This is a genomic window from Streptomyces sp. Root1304 (genome assembly GCF_001426405.1).
GTDB lineage: Bacteria > Actinomycetota > Actinomycetes > Streptomycetales > Streptomycetaceae > Streptomyces.
In genome coordinates, this window is the sequence record NZ_LMEP01000001.1 from 190,889 (window position 1) to 207,746 (window position 16,858).

19 protein-coding genes are annotated in these 16,858 nt (G+C 72.2%); 3 read left to right on the forward strand and 16 right to left on the reverse strand.

From position 1 onward, the window contains the following. Positions 1 to 20: 20 nt before the first annotated feature. Positions 21 to 764: an A24 family peptidase gene (locus ASD33_RS00800; protein WP_056551644.1), complete on the reverse strand. Its 744-nt coding sequence runs from the start codon at positions 762 to 764 to the stop codon at positions 21 to 23. A gap of 41 nt (positions 765 to 805) precedes the next feature. On the opposite strand from ASD33_RS00800, the gene ASD33_RS00805 reads away from it, so the two are divergent. Beyond that, positions 806 to 1,180, forward strand: a complete 375-nt coding sequence (locus tag ASD33_RS00805; RefSeq protein WP_056551646.1) for a DUF192 domain-containing protein — start codon at positions 806 to 808, stop codon at positions 1,178 to 1,180. On the opposite strand, the gene ASD33_RS00810 is transcribed toward ASD33_RS00805, so the two are convergent. Together ASD33_RS00810 and ASD33_RS00815 are read right to left on the reverse strand one after the other, a co-directional pair. Beyond that, positions 1,152 to 2,270, reverse strand: coding sequence for a glycosyltransferase family 39 protein (locus ASD33_RS00810; protein WP_056551648.1), 1,119 nt, complete (start codon positions 2,268 to 2,270; stop codon positions 1,152 to 1,154). The genes ASD33_RS00805 and ASD33_RS00810 overlap by 29 nt on opposite strands. A 135-nt stretch (positions 2,271 to 2,405) precedes the next feature. Continuing rightward, positions 2,406 to 2,780, reverse strand: coding sequence for a hypothetical protein (locus tag ASD33_RS00815; protein WP_056551650.1), 375 nt, complete (start codon positions 2,778 to 2,780; stop codon positions 2,406 to 2,408). Between the two features lie 121 nt (positions 2,781 to 2,901). Between ASD33_RS00815 and ASD33_RS00820 the strand changes: the two genes are divergently transcribed. Beyond that, a complete protein-coding gene (locus tag ASD33_RS00820; protein ID WP_056551651.1) occupies positions 2,902 to 3,828 on the forward strand; it encodes a hypothetical protein in 927 nt (308 codons plus the stop codon). 75 nt (positions 3,829 to 3,903) lie between these two features. Here ASD33_RS00820 and ASD33_RS00825 read toward each other — a convergent pair whose 3' ends face one another. The 12 genes from ASD33_RS00825 to ASD33_RS00875 all read right to left on the reverse strand — a co-directional run bounded on the left by ASD33_RS00825 (position 3,904) and on the right by ASD33_RS00875 (position 13,078). Next, positions 3,904 to 4,521 carry an OmpA family protein gene (locus ASD33_RS00825; protein WP_056551654.1) on the reverse strand — a complete coding sequence of 206 codons (618 nt, stop codon included), beginning with the start codon at positions 4,519 to 4,521 and terminating at the stop codon, positions 3,904 to 3,906. A gap of 9 nt (positions 4,522 to 4,530) precedes the next feature. Next, positions 4,531 to 5,112, reverse strand: coding sequence for a hypothetical protein (locus ASD33_RS00830; RefSeq protein ID WP_056551656.1), 582 nt, complete (start codon positions 5,110 to 5,112; stop codon positions 4,531 to 4,533). 30 nt (positions 5,113 to 5,142) lie between these two features. Continuing rightward, complete coding sequence (locus ASD33_RS33745) at positions 5,143 to 5,760, reverse strand: pilus assembly protein TadG-related protein (protein ID WP_079044476.1); 618 nt, start codon at positions 5,758 to 5,760, stop codon at positions 5,143 to 5,145. Beyond that, positions 5,760 to 5,975, reverse strand: a complete 216-nt coding sequence (locus ASD33_RS00835) for a Flp family type IVb pilin (protein WP_242426799.1) — start codon at positions 5,973 to 5,975, stop codon at positions 5,760 to 5,762. Before ASD33_RS00835 ends, ASD33_RS33745 begins: the two co-directional genes overlap by 1 nt. Positions 5,976 to 6,181: 206 nt before the next feature. Next, positions 6,182 to 7,069: a DUF5936 domain-containing protein gene (locus tag ASD33_RS00840; protein ID WP_056551658.1), complete on the reverse strand. Its 888-nt coding sequence runs from the start codon at positions 7,067 to 7,069 to the stop codon at positions 6,182 to 6,184. 10 nt (positions 7,070 to 7,079) lie between these two features. After that, entirely contained in the window at positions 7,080 to 8,021 is a 942-nt protein-coding gene (locus tag ASD33_RS00845; protein ID WP_056551660.1) for a type II secretion system F family protein, read from the reverse strand. Next, positions 8,021 to 9,367: a CpaF family protein gene (locus ASD33_RS00850; protein ID WP_056551662.1), complete on the reverse strand. Its 1,347-nt coding sequence runs from the start codon at positions 9,365 to 9,367 to the stop codon at positions 8,021 to 8,023. Before ASD33_RS00850 ends, ASD33_RS00845 begins: the two co-directional genes overlap by 1 nt. Continuing rightward, positions 9,364 to 9,765: a TadE/TadG family type IV pilus assembly protein gene (locus ASD33_RS00855; protein ID WP_056551664.1), complete on the reverse strand. Its 402-nt coding sequence runs from the start codon at positions 9,763 to 9,765 to the stop codon at positions 9,364 to 9,366. Before ASD33_RS00855 ends, ASD33_RS00850 begins: the two co-directional genes overlap by 4 nt. An 8-nt stretch (positions 9,766 to 9,773) precedes the next feature. Continuing rightward, complete coding sequence (locus ASD33_RS00860; RefSeq protein ID WP_056551666.1) at positions 9,774 to 10,136, reverse strand: TadE/TadG family type IV pilus assembly protein; 363 nt, start codon at positions 10,134 to 10,136, stop codon at positions 9,774 to 9,776. 3 nt (positions 10,137 to 10,139) lie between these two features. Further along, positions 10,140 to 11,402: a P-loop NTPase gene (locus tag ASD33_RS00865; RefSeq protein ID WP_056551668.1), complete on the reverse strand. Its 1,263-nt coding sequence runs from the start codon at positions 11,400 to 11,402 to the stop codon at positions 10,140 to 10,142. A gap of 7 nt (positions 11,403 to 11,409) precedes the next feature. Then, positions 11,410 to 12,117, reverse strand: coding sequence for a Flp pilus assembly protein CpaB (gene cpaB, locus ASD33_RS00870; protein ID WP_056551670.1), 708 nt, complete (start codon positions 12,115 to 12,117; stop codon positions 11,410 to 11,412). A gap of 100 nt (positions 12,118 to 12,217) precedes the next feature. Continuing rightward, positions 12,218 to 13,078, reverse strand: a complete 861-nt coding sequence (locus tag ASD33_RS00875; RefSeq protein WP_056551673.1) for a hypothetical protein — start codon at positions 13,076 to 13,078, stop codon at positions 12,218 to 12,220. A 389-nt stretch (positions 13,079 to 13,467) separates the two neighbouring features. Between ASD33_RS00875 and ASD33_RS00880 the strand changes: the two genes are divergently transcribed. Continuing rightward, entirely contained in the window at positions 13,468 to 15,189 is a 1,722-nt protein-coding gene (locus ASD33_RS00880; protein WP_199863422.1) for a glycosyl hydrolase family 18 protein, read from the forward strand. 162 nt (positions 15,190 to 15,351) lie between these two features. On the opposite strand, the gene ASD33_RS00885 is transcribed toward ASD33_RS00880, so the two are convergent. Beyond that, entirely contained in the window at positions 15,352 to 16,779 is a 1,428-nt protein-coding gene (locus ASD33_RS00885) for a serine/threonine-protein kinase (RefSeq protein WP_277922074.1), read from the reverse strand. Positions 16,780 to 16,858: the final 79 nt, after the last annotated feature.

Genomic DNA, 16,858 nt, shown 5'->3' on the forward strand with positions numbered 1-16,858 from the left:
GCGATGCTAGAGAGGCCCTCTCACGGAAGGGCGGTGAACGCGCCGAGGAGCAGGCCGAGCAGCCCGCCGCCGAGCATGAACGGCCCGAAGGGGATCACCGAGGAGCGTCCGGCCCGGCCCAGCACGACGAGGCCGAGCCCGTACACCGCGCCGAGCAGGAAGCCCGCGAAGGCCCCGGCGAAGAGGACGCCCCAGCCGTACCAGCCGAGGGCCGCGCCGAGCGGCACCGCCAGCTTCACGTCACCGAAGCCGAGGCCGCTCGGGTTGACCAGGAAAAGCAACAGGTAGGCGCCGCCCAGGACGAGGGCGCCGAGCAGGGCGTGGGGCCAGGAACCGGCGTCGTACGGAAGGAGTTCGGCGCCGCCGAGGAGCAGCGGGACGGCGGCGGCGAGCGGCAGGGTGAGCCCGTCGGGAAGCCGGTGCACGCGCGCGTCGACGGAGGCCAGGAGGACGGCGAACGGCGCACCGAGCAGCCAGACCAGCAGCTCCGGCCGGGGTCCGCCGGTGGCGGCGGCGAGCGCGGCGCAGGCCAGGGCGGTGAGCAGGGGCGCGGTGAGCGGGGCGGCGGTCGTCGCGCAGTCGCGCCGGCCGGGTCCGCCGAGCCAGCCGCGCGCGGGCCCGGCGAGCGGGTGCCCGGCGGGGCAGTGGTCCCGCCACGGCTCCTCGGGAGCGACGGCAAGCCGGTACGCGGCACGCGGCACGAGCAGCCCGACGGCGGCCCCCCACAGGGCGGCGACGGCGATCACGGCGACGGCGAGGTCCACGGACCCGACCCTAGAGTCGGCGGACCGCTACGGTCTGGCGCATGGGGAAATGGAAGGACGGGACGGGGAGGCTGACCGTGTCCGGCGGGGCCGGGGTCCCGCTGGAGGTGGCGGCCGGATACCGGGCGCGGCGGCGGGGGCTGCTCGGGAGGGACGGGATCGCGGGGGCGCTGCTCATCGTCCGGACGAACAGCGTGCACACCTTCGGCATGCGGTTCCCGATCGACGTGGCCTACCTGGACCGCTCGTTCGAGGTCCTGTCCGTCGTCACGATGCGGCCGGGGCGGCTCGGCATGATCCGGCCGCGCGGCCGGCACGTCCTGGAGGCGGAGTCCGGTGCGATGGCGGGGTGGGGGCTGAAACCGGGGGTACGCGTGCGCGTGGACCTCACGGAGGGCCCGACCCGAGCAGGGTGAACGCCCCGTACACGGCCGACGCGAGGGCGAGCCCGCCGAGGACCGGGACCGCGGTCCGGGTCCGCAGCCGCGCGAGGGCCACGGCCGGCGGCAGCAGCAGTCCGAACGCGGGCATCATCAGACGCGGCCGGGACCCGAAGTACGCGGCGCCGACGAGCGAGACGAACACGACGCCGATCGTGTACACGAGCACCGGCAGCGGCTGCCGCTGCCGTACGCACAGCACGACCAGCCAGCCGAGCAGTGCGAGCGCCGCGCAGAGTCCGAGGGCGGCCGGCCACGGCAGGCCCGCGATGAACAGGGCGAGGGCGACGCCGCCGTCGATGGAGTTGCCCCAGGCGGCCTGGACGTCGAAGTAGGCGGTCACGGAGCCCTGGCGGACGCCGACGTACACGATGTAGGCGAGCCAGCCGAGCGGGGCGATCAGAACGCCGGCGAGGGTCCGCAGCGGCAGCCGCCGGTCCCGTACGAGTGCGACGAGGGCCGTGATCCCGAGGGCGGCGATCAGGGCGACGGCGGTCGGCCGGGTGAGCCCGGCGGCGGCGCAGAGGACACCGGCGAGGATCCAGCGACCGCGCAGCACCGCGTACAGGGACCAGGCGGCGAGCGCGGTGAAGAGGGTCTCCGTGTACGCCATCGACTGCACGAACGCGGTCGGGTACACCCCCCACAGCACGGCGAGCAGGACCCCGGCGCGGGGCCCGAAGGCGTGCTCGCCGCACTTGGCGATCCCCCAGGCGGCGGCGAGCCCGGCGGTCCAGGAGATCAGCAGTCCGGCGGTGGCCGCGTCCAGGGGCAGGACGGTGGAGACCGCGCGCTCCAAGGCCGGGAAGAGGGGGAAGAAGGCCAGGTCGGAGTGGAGGTCGCCGTTGGGCAGGGTGACCTCGTACCCGTAACCGTGCTCGGCGATGCGCACGTACCAGACGGAGTCCCAGCGGCCGTTGAGCCGGTGCAGCCCGTCCTTGCCGGTCGCGGCGGCGGTGATCGCGAGGACGACGAGGCCGATGAGCCGGGTGGCGGCGTACCCGCCGAGGGCGAGGACGGTGGGGCTGCGGAGACGGCTGGGAGGGCTGGGAGGGGACGCGGGCATGGAGCGATTATCCCGGGCGGCGGTGGGGACGGACGGGGCGGGCCTCTCGCTCGCCGCCCGCTTCCTGCTTCCGCTTCCTGCCTCCTGCCTCTGCCCCTGCCTCCTGCTCCCTGCTCCCTGCTCCCTGCTCCCTGCTTATCCCAGGGGTCGTATGCGGTCGAACCTGGCAGCCATGACGGGCCCGAGCTGGTGGACGATGGCGTGCCCGGGCTCCTGCGGGGCGGGCAGGTCGCCCAGGAACGAGGTGACGATGACCTCGTCGATGCCCAGGACCCCGCGGCAGCTCTGCTCCTCCAGGAAGGCGAGCGTGCGGCGCCAGTCGGCGGTGCCGCGGGCCTCTCCGAGGAACGAGCGGACCGTGTCCTGGACGACGTCCCAGAAGAACACGTGCGGCTGGACGCCGCCCTGATGGAAGACGTGCTTCTCGTACGCGCCCCGGAACTCGGGGATCCGGGTGACGAGGTCACTGACCAGCTGCACACTCGGGGCCACGCCCGGCGTCGTCGTCATCCGACCAGGATGCTCCCGCCGGGCGGGGCGACCGGCCGCTTTTGCGGTTTCCTGACGACACCTTTCGCCGGGTTTTCCACAGGGGGTGCGAAGTGTCGCTCTTCCGTGGATCGTTGGGCGTATGTACGAGTTGGCGATCCTCGCCAGGGGCGGGGTCCTCCTGACGGTCTGGGCGGTCGCGGCGGGCTGGTCCCCGGGCCGCCTGTCCGGCCGGCTGCGCCGGGACGGCTGGCAGCGGATCTGCCGGGGCGCGTGGGCGGCCCCGGGGAAGGAGACGGACTGGCGGGTGCGGGCGACGGCGCTGCAGTTGCTGCGCCCGGAACTGGTGTGCAGCCACGGGACGGCGGCGCGGCTGCACCGCATCGAGCGGCTGGGGGTGGAGGGGGCCGACCTCCTGGACTTCACGGTCCCGGCACCGGCGAGGTCGGTGCGCGGGGAACGGATACGGGTGCGGGCGACGACGTTCCTCACGGCCGGGGACCGGTCGATGCGGCGGGGGCTGCGGACGACGACACCGGCGCGGACGGTCGGCGACCTGATACGGGAGGCCGGCAGCCGGGAGGAGGCGGTGGTGGTCGCGGACTCGGCGCTGGCCCGGCGGGCGGTGGAGGGGGTGCGGCGCGGGGCGCTCGTCGGGTACGAGGACCTCGCGGCGGAACTCGCGGCGCCCCGGCGGGGTGCGGCCCGCGCGCGGTCGTGGCTGCGGCTGGCGGAGGGGGCGTCGGGCTCGCCCGCGGAGACGGTGGCCAGGCTCAGGATGGGGGACGCGGGGCTGCACCCGGAGGCGCAGCCGACGCTGCGCACGGCGGAGGGACGGGGGCTGCGCCCGGACTTCCTGTTCCGGGCGCAGGGGCTGGCGGTGGAGATCGAGGGGTACACGTTCCACGGCACGCGCCGGGCCCACGAACGGGACGTGGCGCGCTTCAACGCGCTCCAGTCCTGCCCGGAGATCCACCGCGTGCTGCGCTTCACGGCGGAGGAGGTGTTCCGCCACCCGGACCGCATGACCCACACGATCCGGGCGACGCTGGCGCTGCGGGGGTGCTAGGGCCTGTCGTCACACTCCCGTCGTCGCCCGAAGGACGGCCGCGTCGTGGGGCAGACGGGAGTGTGACGACAGACCCTAGGGGGCGGAGGTTCGGGGGAAGGAGATCTCGACGCGGCGGTTCTTCTTCCGGCCTTCCTCCGTGCCGTTGTCGGCGATGGGGTAGTCCTCGCTGTACCCGCGGATGTCGAAGGTCGTGCCCGGGTCGAGGGCGCGCGCGAGGACCTGCTGCACGGCGACGGCACGCTCCTTCGAGAGCTTCAGCCCGTGCTCGTAGGTCCCCAGGTTGTCGGTGAAACCGAAGACCCGGACGCGCCCGGAGCCCATCTTCCCGATCTCGGCGGCGATGGCGGCGATACGGGCGTGGGCGGCGGGGCTCAGCTTGGCGCTGTTCTTGGGGAACAGGACTTCGGCCTGCAGCGCGAAGGTCACGTCGACGTTGGTGTCCTGGCGGCGTTCCTGGCCGCCCTCCTCTTCGACGATCTGCTTGATGTCGAGGACTTTGGCGGGGGCGAGGGTGGCACCGTCGGGAAGCATCAGCCCCGGGGCGTCGGCGTCGATGACGGGCGGGGGCGAGGCGGTACCGGCGGGCCCGGGGGCGTCGTCGGCGTACGCGAGGGGCGGCCCGGAGAGCGACCCGAGGGCCACACAGACGAGCAGAACGGAGGCGAGGCGGCGGTGTGTCGTCGTCGTCATGGGGTCGCCTCAGGAGAGCTTGAGGGTGGCGGGTTCGAAAGTGGGGAGCTGGAAGGAGACTTCGGTTGTGGTGGTGGGGGGGGCGGGGAATTGCATGAAGATGTCGATCGAGTCGCCAGCTGACACGACGCCAAGGCCGGATGTTGTCAGTGGCCGCCCATCTGTGTCACGCAGCACGTAGTACCTCTTCCTCCCCACGGAATCGACAAGTGTTGCGCCTCCCAGCGAGGTGCCGTGCTTCACAACCTCCGTCTCGTCACCGCTGACTTGGGCCGGGACAGCGCTACCCGACTCCCCTGCGTTGGTCAGCCGACCCTTCACAGTAAGGAAGCCGCCGGCATCCCGTTCCACTGAACCGATGACAAGTGTCAGGCCCTTGCGGCCCTTGAGAAGAGCCAATGGCTCCGCAGGCGTCTCGGCAGTCTGCCCGCCGTGCCCTCCTTGGGTCTTCTGCGGAGCAGCCGTAGGAGTAGTTGGCTTGTCTGCCTGCGGCTGCTTGTCCGCCCCACAGCCGACCAGGAAGAGTGCCACTGAGGCAACAACGGTGACAGCCGCCATTTTGCGGCGACTCACTGTGTACTCCTTGTTCATGTACGCCCTTCCTTTACTCATCGCCACATGTCATTTGGACAGCCGGACGGCGAAAAGGTCAGCAGCATCGGGGAGGGTGGGATTCTCCGGGTCAATCTCCCACGCTGCGCCGTCGCACGCGAGTCCCAAGATCGCCCCCTTACCCTCCTCCGGATCAGCTGTTTCAGTCGGAGGGGGTTCGGGATCCAAGGTGGGCTCCGGCTCTGTAAAAGTACAGAGGGGCTCAATCACAGCTTCAGCCGACGCCGTTGCATCTCGAGGCTTCTGATCCATGGTGCGGACCGTCACGCTGAAGCCCCTTCTTTCCGAGCCAAGTGACACACAACCGTCACTTGAGAGTCGGGCCATATTGCGAGCCGCGAACACCGCAGCCTGCTCACAGGGAGAAGGGCCAACATCTGCCTCGCCGTTAAGGAATCCTCTCCATTGACCAGGGTCCAGGATTACCTCAAGCCAGCCCTCTCGCAGTCGCCCTCGGGCGTCCTGTGCAGCCGCAAGAGCTGCCGCATCGGCAGCGGTTTGCGCGTCACTCCGGGTCGATGCAGCCTGCGCCACCAGGAAGTAGGCGAATGCCAGGAACAAGAGCCCCGCCACGACGGCAATGTAGACCGGAAAGGCCTGACCCGAATCTCTGCCCCTACGACGCACTACTCGCCAGTCAACTCGGCGATCTTCTCCGTGATGGCGGTCTTGATCGACTGCCCGATATCCGTCCCCGTAATGGCCACCACAATCGCCACCACCACCACAATGATCCCCAAATACTCCACCGCCGTCTGCCCCCGGTCCCTCCCCCCGGCGGGTGTCCGGGAGGTGAGCCACACTCGGGTTCTTGTCACGGCCTTCAGCATCGCGTCGTTCATCGTGGTCCCCTCCGCGTTCGGACGCCTGCGTTCGGGCTTCGTGCGCCGACGGGCGGGTCGGCGGACAGGGGCCCGTCATCGGGTGGGCCTCAGGACGCGGGTCACGGCGATCCCGTCCATCAGCTCCACCCCCCTCACACTCAGTCCGCACTCTGGCACATCGAGTTGCGCGGCCGAAGCCGTTTCCCCCGAATATGTCACCGCGCTCACTCCCCCGTCACCGCCCCGAAGTCCGTCCCCGTGCCCAGGAACAGCCCCGCCCCCAGCAGGATCATCGTCGCCGGGACCATCAGCGTCGTGATCACCATCGTCGCCTTCGGCACCGCCTTCGCCGCCTTGCGCCGCGCGTTCTGCGCGTCCGTCCGGCGCATGTCGTTGGCGATCTGGATGAGCGTGTCGACGATCGGCGCCCCCAGCTCCTCCCCCTGCTGGAGCGCCGTCACGAACTGGGCCACCTGCTCGGAGTCGTTCCGCCGCCGCAGCTCGTCGAAGGCCTGACGGCGGCTGACACCCATGTCCATCTGCCGCAACGTGATGCGGAGTTCGTCCGCCCACGGCCCCTCGTACTTCTCCGCCACCCGTTCGAGCGCCTGCCGGAACCCGAGCCCGGCCGAGACCACGACGGCGAGGACGTCGAGGAAGTCGGGCAGCGTCCGCTCGATCTGGTCCTTGCGGATCCGCACCGCCGACCAGATCCCCACCTCCGTCCAGAACGCCCCGAACGCGAAGAGCAGGACCGCGACCAGGAACGACCCCTTCGACAGCATCAGCAGGCCGCCCAGCACCCCCAGGAAGCCGTAGACCGCCCGCCGCGCCCCGTACCGGTCGATGGTCAGTCCGCCGGGGTTCCCGGCGAGGTCGATGCGACGGCGCACCGCGTTGACGCGCTTGGGGCCCATCAGCCGCAGCACCGCCGGCGACCAGCGCATGCCCAGGCGGTCGACCGCCGAGTCGACCGCGCCGGTGCGCGTCGCACCGACCTCCAGGGCGAGCCTGAGGTCGTCGGGAAGCTTGGCGTCGGCCCGGTAGAGCCGCAGCCCGTAGCCGATGCCCGCGACGGCGAGCCCGGCGAGGAGGGCGAGGAGGAGGTCCACGGCGCGGCCCCTATACGTCGATCTTCGAGAAGCGGCGGATGGCGACGAAGCCCACCCCGTACAACGCGAACGCCGCGATCACGGCGAACTGCCCGATGCCCGAACCGGTCATCCGGTCCAGCGCCCCGGGCTGCATGTTGTCGATGAGGAGGAGGGAGCCGACGCCGATCACGGGGACGGAGTACGCGGTCATGCTCACCTGCGACAGCTGGGTGCGGACCTCGCGCCGGGTCTCCTTGCGTTCCTCCAGGGTCTCGGTGAGGTTCCGCAGGGAGGAGACGACGGTGCCGCCGGCCCGGTTGGCGAGCACCAGGGTGGTGACGAGGACGACGAGTTCGCGGGAGGGAAGGCGTTCGGCCAGCTCCCCGAGGGCGTCGTCGAGGGACGTGCCGACGGCCAGCTGCTGGGCGACCTTCTCCAGCTCGTCCCCCGCCGGCGCCTCCAGTTCGTCGGCGGCCAGGCTGAGCGCCATCCGCAGGGCGAGCCCCGCCTGGGTGGCGTTGGCCAGGATGCGGGACAGCTCCGGCAGCTGGTTGATGAACTTCTCGATCCGCTTCTGCCGCTGCCAGTTGAGGAAGCCCATCGCCACCCACACACCGAGCAACCCGCAGATCGGGCCGAAGAACGGCGACAGTGCCGCCTGACCCACCACCCACAGCACCGCCACCGTCGCCGCGAGCGCCACCGTGAACTCACCGGGCGTCACGTCCAGACCGGTGGCCGCGATCCGCAGTTCCAGCTTCCGGCCGAGGGCCGTCCGCCGGACCCGCCGGTCGACCCCCCGGAAGCGCCGCCGCCGGCGGCCGGTGGCCTCGGGGACGCCGGAGTCGTCCAGGCGGGCCACGAGCGCCGCGTGCCGGCGGGCCCCGCTCGCGTACGACTGCACGCCGACGACGCCGAGTACGGCGGCGAGCAGCGTCACGCCCACCGTCAGCCAGAAGGGGTCCGTCATCACTCGGCCTCTCGGGTGGTCAGATACGCGTCGTCCGCCGCCACGCCGAAGGCCTGCGGGATGGGCTGGCCCGCCAGGTAGAGGCGTTCGGCGACCCGCCGGGGCAGCGGGTGGTAGGTGAACTGTCCGTACACCCGCCCGTCGGCGGCGAGCGGCTGTGCCTGGAAGCGGCAGACCGTGGCGAGCAGGAAGCGTTCCCGCCCGTGCGAGGCGAGGACGGAGATCTCGGTGATCCGGCGGGTGCCGTCGGGGTGCCGGGTGAGTTGCACGAGGACGTCGACGGCGCTGTTGATCTGGTCGCGCAGCGCCTCGAACGGGACCTTGACCTCCGACATGGAGGCCAGGGTCTGGAGGCGCATCAGGGCGTCCTCGGCGGAGTTGGCATGGACGGTGGCGAGCGAGCCGTCGTGGCCGGTCGACATGGCCTGGAGCATGTCGAGGGTCTCGCCGCCGCGGACCTCACCCACGATGATCCGGTCGGGGCGCATACGCAGGGAGTTGCGGACGAGGTCGCGGATGGAGATGGCGCCCCGGCCCTCGATGTTCGGCGGGCGCGCCTCCAGGCGGATCACGTGGGACTGCTGGAGCTGGAGTTCGGCCGAGTCCTCGATGGTGATGATGCGTTCGCCGTCGGGGACGAGGCCGGAGAGGGCGTTGAGGAGGGTGGTCTTGCCGGTGCCGGTGGCGCCGGAGACGATCAGGTTGAACTTGGCCTGCACCAGCCCGGAGAGCAGCAGCAGCATCTGCTCGTCGAGGGAGCCGAGGCCGATCATCTCGTGCAGCGTGTACGCGCGGGGGAAGCGGCGGATGGTGAGGGTGGCCCCGGTGAGGGAGAGCGGCGGGATGATGACGTTGACGCGCTCGCCGGAGGGGAGGCGGGCGTCGACCATCGGGTTCGACTCGTCGACGCGCCGGTTGACCGTGGACACGATCCGCTCGATGGTCTGCATCAGCTGGTCGTGGGAGGCGAAGCGGAGCGGCAGGAGTTCGACGCGGCCGTTGCGCTCGATGAAGATCTGGTCGGGGCCGTTGACCATGATCTCGGTGATCGAGGCGTCTTCGAGGAGCGGTTCGAGTACGCCGAGCCCCAGCGCCTCGTCGACGACGCGGCGGATCAGCTGGGAGCGCTCGGCGGTGGAGAGGACCGGGCCCTCGCGGCTGATGATGTGGCCGAGGACGCGCTCCAGGCGGGCGCGCCGTTCGGCGGCCGCGAGCGCGGACATCTCGGTGAGGTCGATCTCCTCCAGGAGCTTGGCGCGGAAGGAGGCGACGAGGTGGCTGTCCTCCCGGGCGGCGGCGTTGCCACTGTGCTCCTCGGGGGCGTTGATCCGGGCGCGCAGGCTCATGGCAGGTCCTCCTGAGGCGTCTCGGGCATCGGCATGGTGGCGGTCTTCGTGACGGCGCCGAAGCCGTCCCAGAAGGGCACGACGGAGGGGATGGTGACACTGACGGTGTAGACGGCCTCTCCGTCTCCCCCACCGGCGCTGACGGTGGAGCGCTCCGCGACCCATCCGCTGACAGCCGCGCGGGCGGCCGCCTCGGGGCTCGTCGCCTCCTCGTCGTCGCCGGCCGCGCGGGCGGCGGCGCGGGCCGCCGTGCCCGCCTGCTGGGCGGCGTACGCGGCGATGCCGAGCTGGAGGCCCGCGAGCCCGACGAGCAGCAGGATCGGAAGGAACCCGAGGTACTCGATGGCGGCCTGGCCCCGGTCGCGAAGCGTCTTGGCCCGGCCCCCACGCCCCCGCATCGCCCCCCTCACCGCTCCTCCCCCTCGTACACCGCGCCCGCCTTCCCCCGTACCGTGAACAGCCCGCCCACTCCCGGGACCAGGACCGGGACCCTGATCGCCACGACCGCGTTCGCCATGCCGCCGTCCACCGAGCAGCTCGGGCTCGCGCCCGCCGCCCAGGCGCCGTCGAGGTGTCGCAGGGCGGCCTCGCTCCAGTCGTCGTCCACCGCGCACGCCCGCGCCGCCTCGTCCGCCGCGTTCCCCGCGAGGGTGTACGTGTAGCCGACCAGGACGACCTGCCAGAGCAGGGCGAGGGTGAGCAGGATCAGCGGCACCATGCCGAGGAACTCGACCGCCACCTGCCCCCTGTCGTCCCGGTCGGTACGCATCGGTCAGCGGCCTCCCGTGCGGCGGCGGAGGCCCAGCGAGCCGCGGTCGCCCGCGCGGGCGAGCTGCTTGCCGGGCTGGGCCGCCGTCTGGGCGGGGGCGCCGACCAGGCCGAGTTCGCCCGCGAGGGCCCAGATCGCCTGCTTGACCGTCGACTTGGCGTCGAGTTCGTGCAGCTTGCCCGCGTCGACGACGGCCTGGAGTTCCTTGAAGTTCGCGGGGACGGCGACGCCCGCGACCCGGGTGCCGGTGATCTTCTGGACGAGGGGCGGCTGGATCTCGGTGGAGCGGTGGTGGCGGTTGACGAGGGTCACCGTCTCCTCCGCCTTGCGGACCTGGAGCCGTTCCCACATGCGTACGGTCCGCTTGGCGGCGCGGACGGAGACGACGTCGGGGGTGGCGACGAGGAGCGCGGTGTCGGCCATCTCGATGGCGGCGGCGTTGGCGCTGTTGAGCTGGGAGCCGCAGTCGACGACGACGACCTCGTGGCGGCCGCGCAGGGCGCTGACGACCTGGCGGGCGGCGCGGTCGGAGACCTCCTCGCCGCGCTCGCCCTCGGCGGGGGCGAGGAGCAGGGAGAGCCCGGTCTCGTGGACGTAGACGGCGTCCTGGAGGACGCGGGGCGAGATGTCGGTGATGGCGGCGAGGTCGGCGACCGAACGGCGGAACTGGACGTCGAGGTAGGAGGCGATGTCGCCGCTCTGGAGGTCCATGTCGACGAGGGCGACGGTCCGTCCGGAGGCGCGGGCGGCGAGGGCGAGGTGGACGGCGGTGACGGTGGCGCCGACGCCACCCTTGGCGCCGCTGACGGTGACGACGGTGCCGCCGGGGCCGCTGATCTGCTCGGCGCCCGCGCCGAGGTGGCGGCGGACGCCGAGCGACCACTGCGCGGCGGCCTGGACGCGGCTGGCGAGTTCCTCGTAGCCCAGCGGGAGGGTGACGAGACCGCGCGCGCCGGAGTCCATGGCGGCGGAGAAGAGGACGGGGCTGGCGTCGGCGGTGATGAGGACGACGCCGACGGCGGGGAAGCGGAGGGCGACCTCGCGGACGAGTTCGAGGGCGGGGACGGGCCCGATCCGCTCGTGGACGAGGACGACCTCGGGCAGCTCGTCGAGGGAGGCGGCGGCGAGCCGCGCGAGGGTGTCGACGAGCTGGGTCGAATCGGTGACCGGCGGGGCGGGCTCGGCATCGGGAAGCTGCCCGATGAGGGTACTGACGGACCGGGCCGCGTCGGGGTCACCGACGGCCGGCAGGATCCTGGTGGTCATACCGGCCTCACTTGTCCTTTTCGAGCGTGTAGGTGCGGTCGCGCTGGTCGGCAGGGGCGCCGCCGGTGGTGGGGGCGACCAGGGCGAGGCGTACGTGCTCGGCGAAGGACTCGGCGTACGCGACGCGCTGGGCGTCGAGGGTGGAGAGGGCGAAGGAGATGGGCACGGCCTCGTTGGTGCGTCCGGCGCGGCCCGCGCTGTCGCCGATCGGGGTGAGCTTGCCGACGTCGAGGACGCGGGCGCCGGCGACGATCATCCGGGACTGGGCGGCCTCGCCCTTCTTGTCGCCGGAGAAGGTGGCGTAGATGTTGACGGTGGCGCCCGCGTTGATCTTTCCCGCGACGCCGGTGGCGGCGTCGATCATGATGGCGATCTCCTGCTGGCCCGGCTGGAGCGCGGGGCGTTCGACGATCATGTCGGTCTGGAGGAGGGAGCCGGCCTTCAGTTCGGTGACGGCGATCTTGCCCTCGATCTGGCGGAGATCGGTGACGGCGGTGGCGGAGAGCCAGCGCTTGGGCATGGAGATCTTCTCGAACTGGTTGGGCCTCAGGGCGGCGTACGGGTCCACGTCGCTCTTGATCCGGTACGCGGTGGTCTCCGGCCCGACCTTGGAGTTCACGTCGCTGATGACGGCGAGCACACCGGCGAACGCGCCGAGGGCGCACAGGACGGACAGCAGCAGCAGGATGACGCCGCGGCGCTGGCGGGAGTTCATGGCCGTACTACCTCGATCGGAGACGTGGGTCCGGACGGACGGGGTTGGGGATCGCGAAGCCGGGGACTCCGGCGGCACGTGGTGCCGTTCATGACGCCGTTCACGGCGCCGCGTCCGGCGCGGGGGCCGGCGCCGACTGTGCCGGGACCGGCGCGGCGCAGAACCCGCAGCGGTCCCCGATGAGTTCCATGGCGCACCAGCGGCAGGTCTCGCGCCGTACGGAGGAGACCAGCTGGTAGAGAACGGGCAGGTCGGGGAGGTACGCGGTGAACTCGACGAGCTTGCCGGTGCCCCACCAGCCGGCCGACGCCGCGGGCAGCGGGGCCTCCTGGACGGCGCCCTGGATCCGCCACCGGGGTACGAGGGTGCCGGTGGGCCAGTCGGTCTGGAGCTGACCCCGGGCCAGGATGAGTTCGGTGGTGAACTCGGGTCCGGCGAGGGGTTCTTCGCCGTTGCCGACGCGAACGATCTGCGGGGTGGGTCCGGCGAGGACGGCGAAGTGGGCGCCGGGCAGCCAGCCCTTGAGGTGGGAGCCGAGGCTGACGGGGACGCGGTCGAGCCGGGAGACGGAGCCGAGGACGGCCCCGGCGTAGATGTAGTGGGCGAGCAGCCGGGCGGCGGAGGCGAGGACGCCGGGGCTGAAGTCGCAGCCGGCCAACTGTCGTAGCTGCCGGACGAGTACGGCCGCGCCGAGGGGTGGCAGGTCGGTGCGGACCAGGGCGATCCGGTCGCTTTCGAGCAGGGCGCGGACGGCGCGCAGCCGGTGCTCGACGTCGGCGGGGGCGGAGGTCGGGCAGACGACGACCACGTGCCCGTAGCGCGCGAGGAGTTGCTGCATGTCGGCGATCGAGGCGTCGAGCGACTGGGACTCGGGGGGCGGGAGGACGGTGGCGTGCGGGGTCCCGGGGTCGGTCGGCGGCAGCGCCAGGTCGGCGCTGGTGACCGCGATGGCTGTCGGCACGTCGGACCCCCCGTCCCCGCCGGCCTCCCGCGTCCCGGGGGCCGCGGATCACTTACCGCGTTCACGGCGTCACCGCAGGGTGCTGCCGCCTCTGCAGCCTATCCACGACCCCCGGGGTGGTGAACACACAATCCGCCAAGCTCCCTCCTTTTCTTCGAGGTCGGGGCCCCCGGGCCGACCCCTCCGCCGCCCCGATCCGTCCTCGATCCCTCCACCCGCCCGAACAGCGCTTGTTGCCAGAGGTCTTGACAACGCGATTGGTCTGGACCAGCTTGTTGCGACAGCGGTGGCCACCGTCCGCACTCCCCCGAACCCCCCGCACTTCCCCCAGCACCCCCTCCGTACGACGACGTACGGCACCTCCACATCCCCAACTCCCCCACCGGAGGATGCACGTGGACCGCACCACCACCCGCCCGTACGGTCGCCGCAGGCTGGCCGGAGCCCTCGCGCTCGCCGTCGGCTCCGGGCTCGTCCTCGTCGGCGGAGCCGGCACCGCGCAGGCGGCGGACGTCAACGTCGCCAAGAACGCCGGATTCGAGAACGGCCTCGCCAACTGGGCCTGTTCCGCCGGAAGCGGCGCCGCCGTCTCCACCCCGGTCCGCACCGGCGCGGGCGCCCTGAAGGCCGCCCCGGCCGGGCTCGACAACGCCAAGTGCGTACAGACCGTGACGGTGAAGCCCAACTCGACGTACACGCTGAGCGCCTGGGTCCAGGGCGGTTACGCCTACCTCGGCGCGAGCGGCACCGGGACCGGCACCGGCACCGTCTCCACCTGGACGCCCGACAGCCCGTCCTGGAAGCAGCTGACCACCACCTTCACGACCGGGGCGAGCACCACCTCGGTCGAGATCTACACCCACGGCTGGTACGGGACCTCCCCGTACCTCGTCGACGACGTCAGCGTCTACGGCCCCGACGGGGGCGGCGGCCAGGACCCCGACCCGGTCGTCCCGTCCACCCCGGTCGGTCTCGCCGCCGGTTCGGTCACCACCGGCTCGGTCACCCTGAGCTGGGGCGCGGTCTCCGGCGCCACCGGCTACAAGGTGTACCGGGACGGCGCCAACCCGCAGGCGTTCACCGGCACCTCGGCCACCGTCACCGGACTGACCGCCGACACCGCGTACCAGTTCCAGGTCGCCGCCACGAACTCCGCGGGCGAGTCCGCGAAGTCCACCGCCGTGTCGGCCCGGACCGCCAAGCCCACCGACCCGGGCCCCGGCCCGGCCGTGCCCAAGCACGCCGTGACCGGCTACTGGCAGAACTTCGACAACGGCGCCGCGAAGCAGAAGCTGCGGGACGTCCAGGCGGCGTACGACATCATCGCGGTCTCGTTCGCCGACTCGACGACCACGCCGGGCCAGATCACCTTCAACCTCGACCCGGCCGTCGGCTACACCTCGGCCGCCGACTTCAAGGCCGACATCGCGGCCAAGAAGGCCGCGGGCAAGTCCGTGATCCTCTCGGTCGGCGGCGAGAAGGGCAACGTCACGATCAACAGTGACGCCACCGCGACCGCCTTCGCCGACAGCGCGTACGCCCTCATGCAGGAGTACGGCTTCAACGGCGTCGACATCGACCTGGAGCACGGGGTCAACGCGACCTACCTGACCAAGGCGCTGCGCCAGCTCTCCGCCAAGGCGGGCTCCGGCATGGTCCTGACGATGGCCCCGCAGACCATCGACATGCAGAGCACCGGCACCGAGTACTTCAAGACCGCGCTCGCCGTGAAGGACATCCTCACGGTGGTCAACACCCAGTACTACAACAGCGGTTCGATGCTCGGCTGCGACGGCAAGGTCTACAGCCAGGGCTCGGTGGACTTCCTCACCGCGCTCGCCTGCATCCAGATCCAGGGCGGTCTCTCCCCGTCCCAGGTCGGCCTGGGCGTCCCCGCCTCCACGCGGGGCGCGGGCAGCGGCTACGTCGACCCGCAGGTCGTGAAGAACGCGCTCGACTGCCTGACCAAGCTCACCGGCTGCGGCACCTACAAGCCGGCGCAGGCCTGGCCGACGCTGCGCGGCGCGATGACCTGGTCGACCAACTGGGACGCGACGGCCGGCAACGCCTGGTCGAACGCGGTGGGCCCGCACGTGCACAACCTGCCGTAACGGTCCGGAAGGACCGGAGCGAGAACAGCGCAGCGCCGCCGCTCCTCCGGCGGCGCTGCGCCGTTTCGCCACGCGGCCGCCTGACGCGAGGCGTACGCGGTCGCCTCACGCAGGCTTACGCGGTCGCCTCACGCGGGGCCCACTCGGTCGCCTCACGCAGGCCTACGCGGGCAGGTAGTGGCGCAGCACCGGGTCGAGGAAGCGGATCCACTCGTCGACCCGGGCGGCTCGGCGGCCGTCGAGCTCGCAGTCGTAGACCGAACCGTCGTAGAGGGTGACGACGACGCGGAGCACCCGTTCGCGCCGGACGCGCTCGTACCGCACGGCCCCGATCTCGCTCCAGAGGAACTCGGCCTCCTCGCCGAAGAAGTGCAGGACCACCCCGCTCCCGTCGACGACGATGCCGGAGTTCCGGTCGGCCGCGGCGAAGTCCGGCGCGGGCGCCGGCGGCGCGGTGGGCGGCGGCGGCACGTAGAAGGTGGGGGGATGCGGTACGGGGAGGGCGCCGGGCGCGGGTACGGAGGCGGGTACGGCGTCCTGGACACCGGCCGTACGGGTGGGCAGCGAGTGGCGGGGCGGTACGGCGTCCTCGGGCGCGGGGGTACGCGCCGGGACCGCGGCGGCGGGCGCGACGCCGAGCACCGGCAGCGCGTCGAAGGGCGTCACGCGAGGGTCGGGCGTCACGGACGGAGTCACGGACGGAGTCACGGCGGGCGGGACGACCGGTGCCACAGCCGGCAGCACGGACGCCGCACCCGCACCCGTTTCCGAATCCGAATCCCCATCCAAGTCCGTATCCATACCGCCCACCCCACCCCCCGCCATCAACTCGTCCAGCAGGCCGTCCGGCGTGGGTCGTTCGGCCGGGTCCTTGGCCAGGCAGCGGCCCACCAGCCCGCGCAGCGCCTCCGGGACGGCGTCGAGGTCGGGGGCCTCGTGCACCGAGCGGTACATGAGGCCCATCGGCGTACCGCCTCCGAAGGGCCGTCCGCCGGCCGCGGCGACGAGGACGGCGCCGAGCGCGAACACGTCGGCGGCGCCGGTCACTTCCTCCCCGAGGGCCTGTTCGGGGGCGAGGTAGCCGGGGGTGCCGAAGGCCGAGCCGGTGGCGGTGAGGCGGGTCGACTCGACGGCGCGGGCGATGCCGAAGTCGAGGACGCGGGGCCCGTCGGGGGCCATGACGATGTTGCCGGGCTTGAGGTCGCGGTGGACGAGCCCGCAGGCGTGGATGGCCTCCAGGGCCTCGGCGAGCGCGGCCCCGAGCGCGCGCAGCCCCTCCTCGTCCATGGGGCCCTCCGCGGCGAGGAGTCCGGAGAGCGTGGGTCCCGGGATGTAGGCGGTGGCGAGCCAGGGCGCGTCGGCCTCGGGGTCGGCGTCGACGACCTGCGCGGTGTGGAATCCGCCGACCTGGCGGGCGGCGGCGACCTCGGCGCGGAAGCGCTCGCGGAAGGACGGGTCGGCGGCGAGTTCCGGCCTGGCGACCTTGACGGCGACGGCACGGCCGCCGCGCGACCGGGCCAGATAGACGGTGCCCATGCCGCCTTCGCCCAGCTTGTGCTCGATGACGTATCTGCCGATGAAGGTCCCCACGCGGGACAGTATGGCCGAACTCCCCACCTTGACCGGGTCATGACACAGCCTCACCATGTGCCCCGGACACCCGCACGAG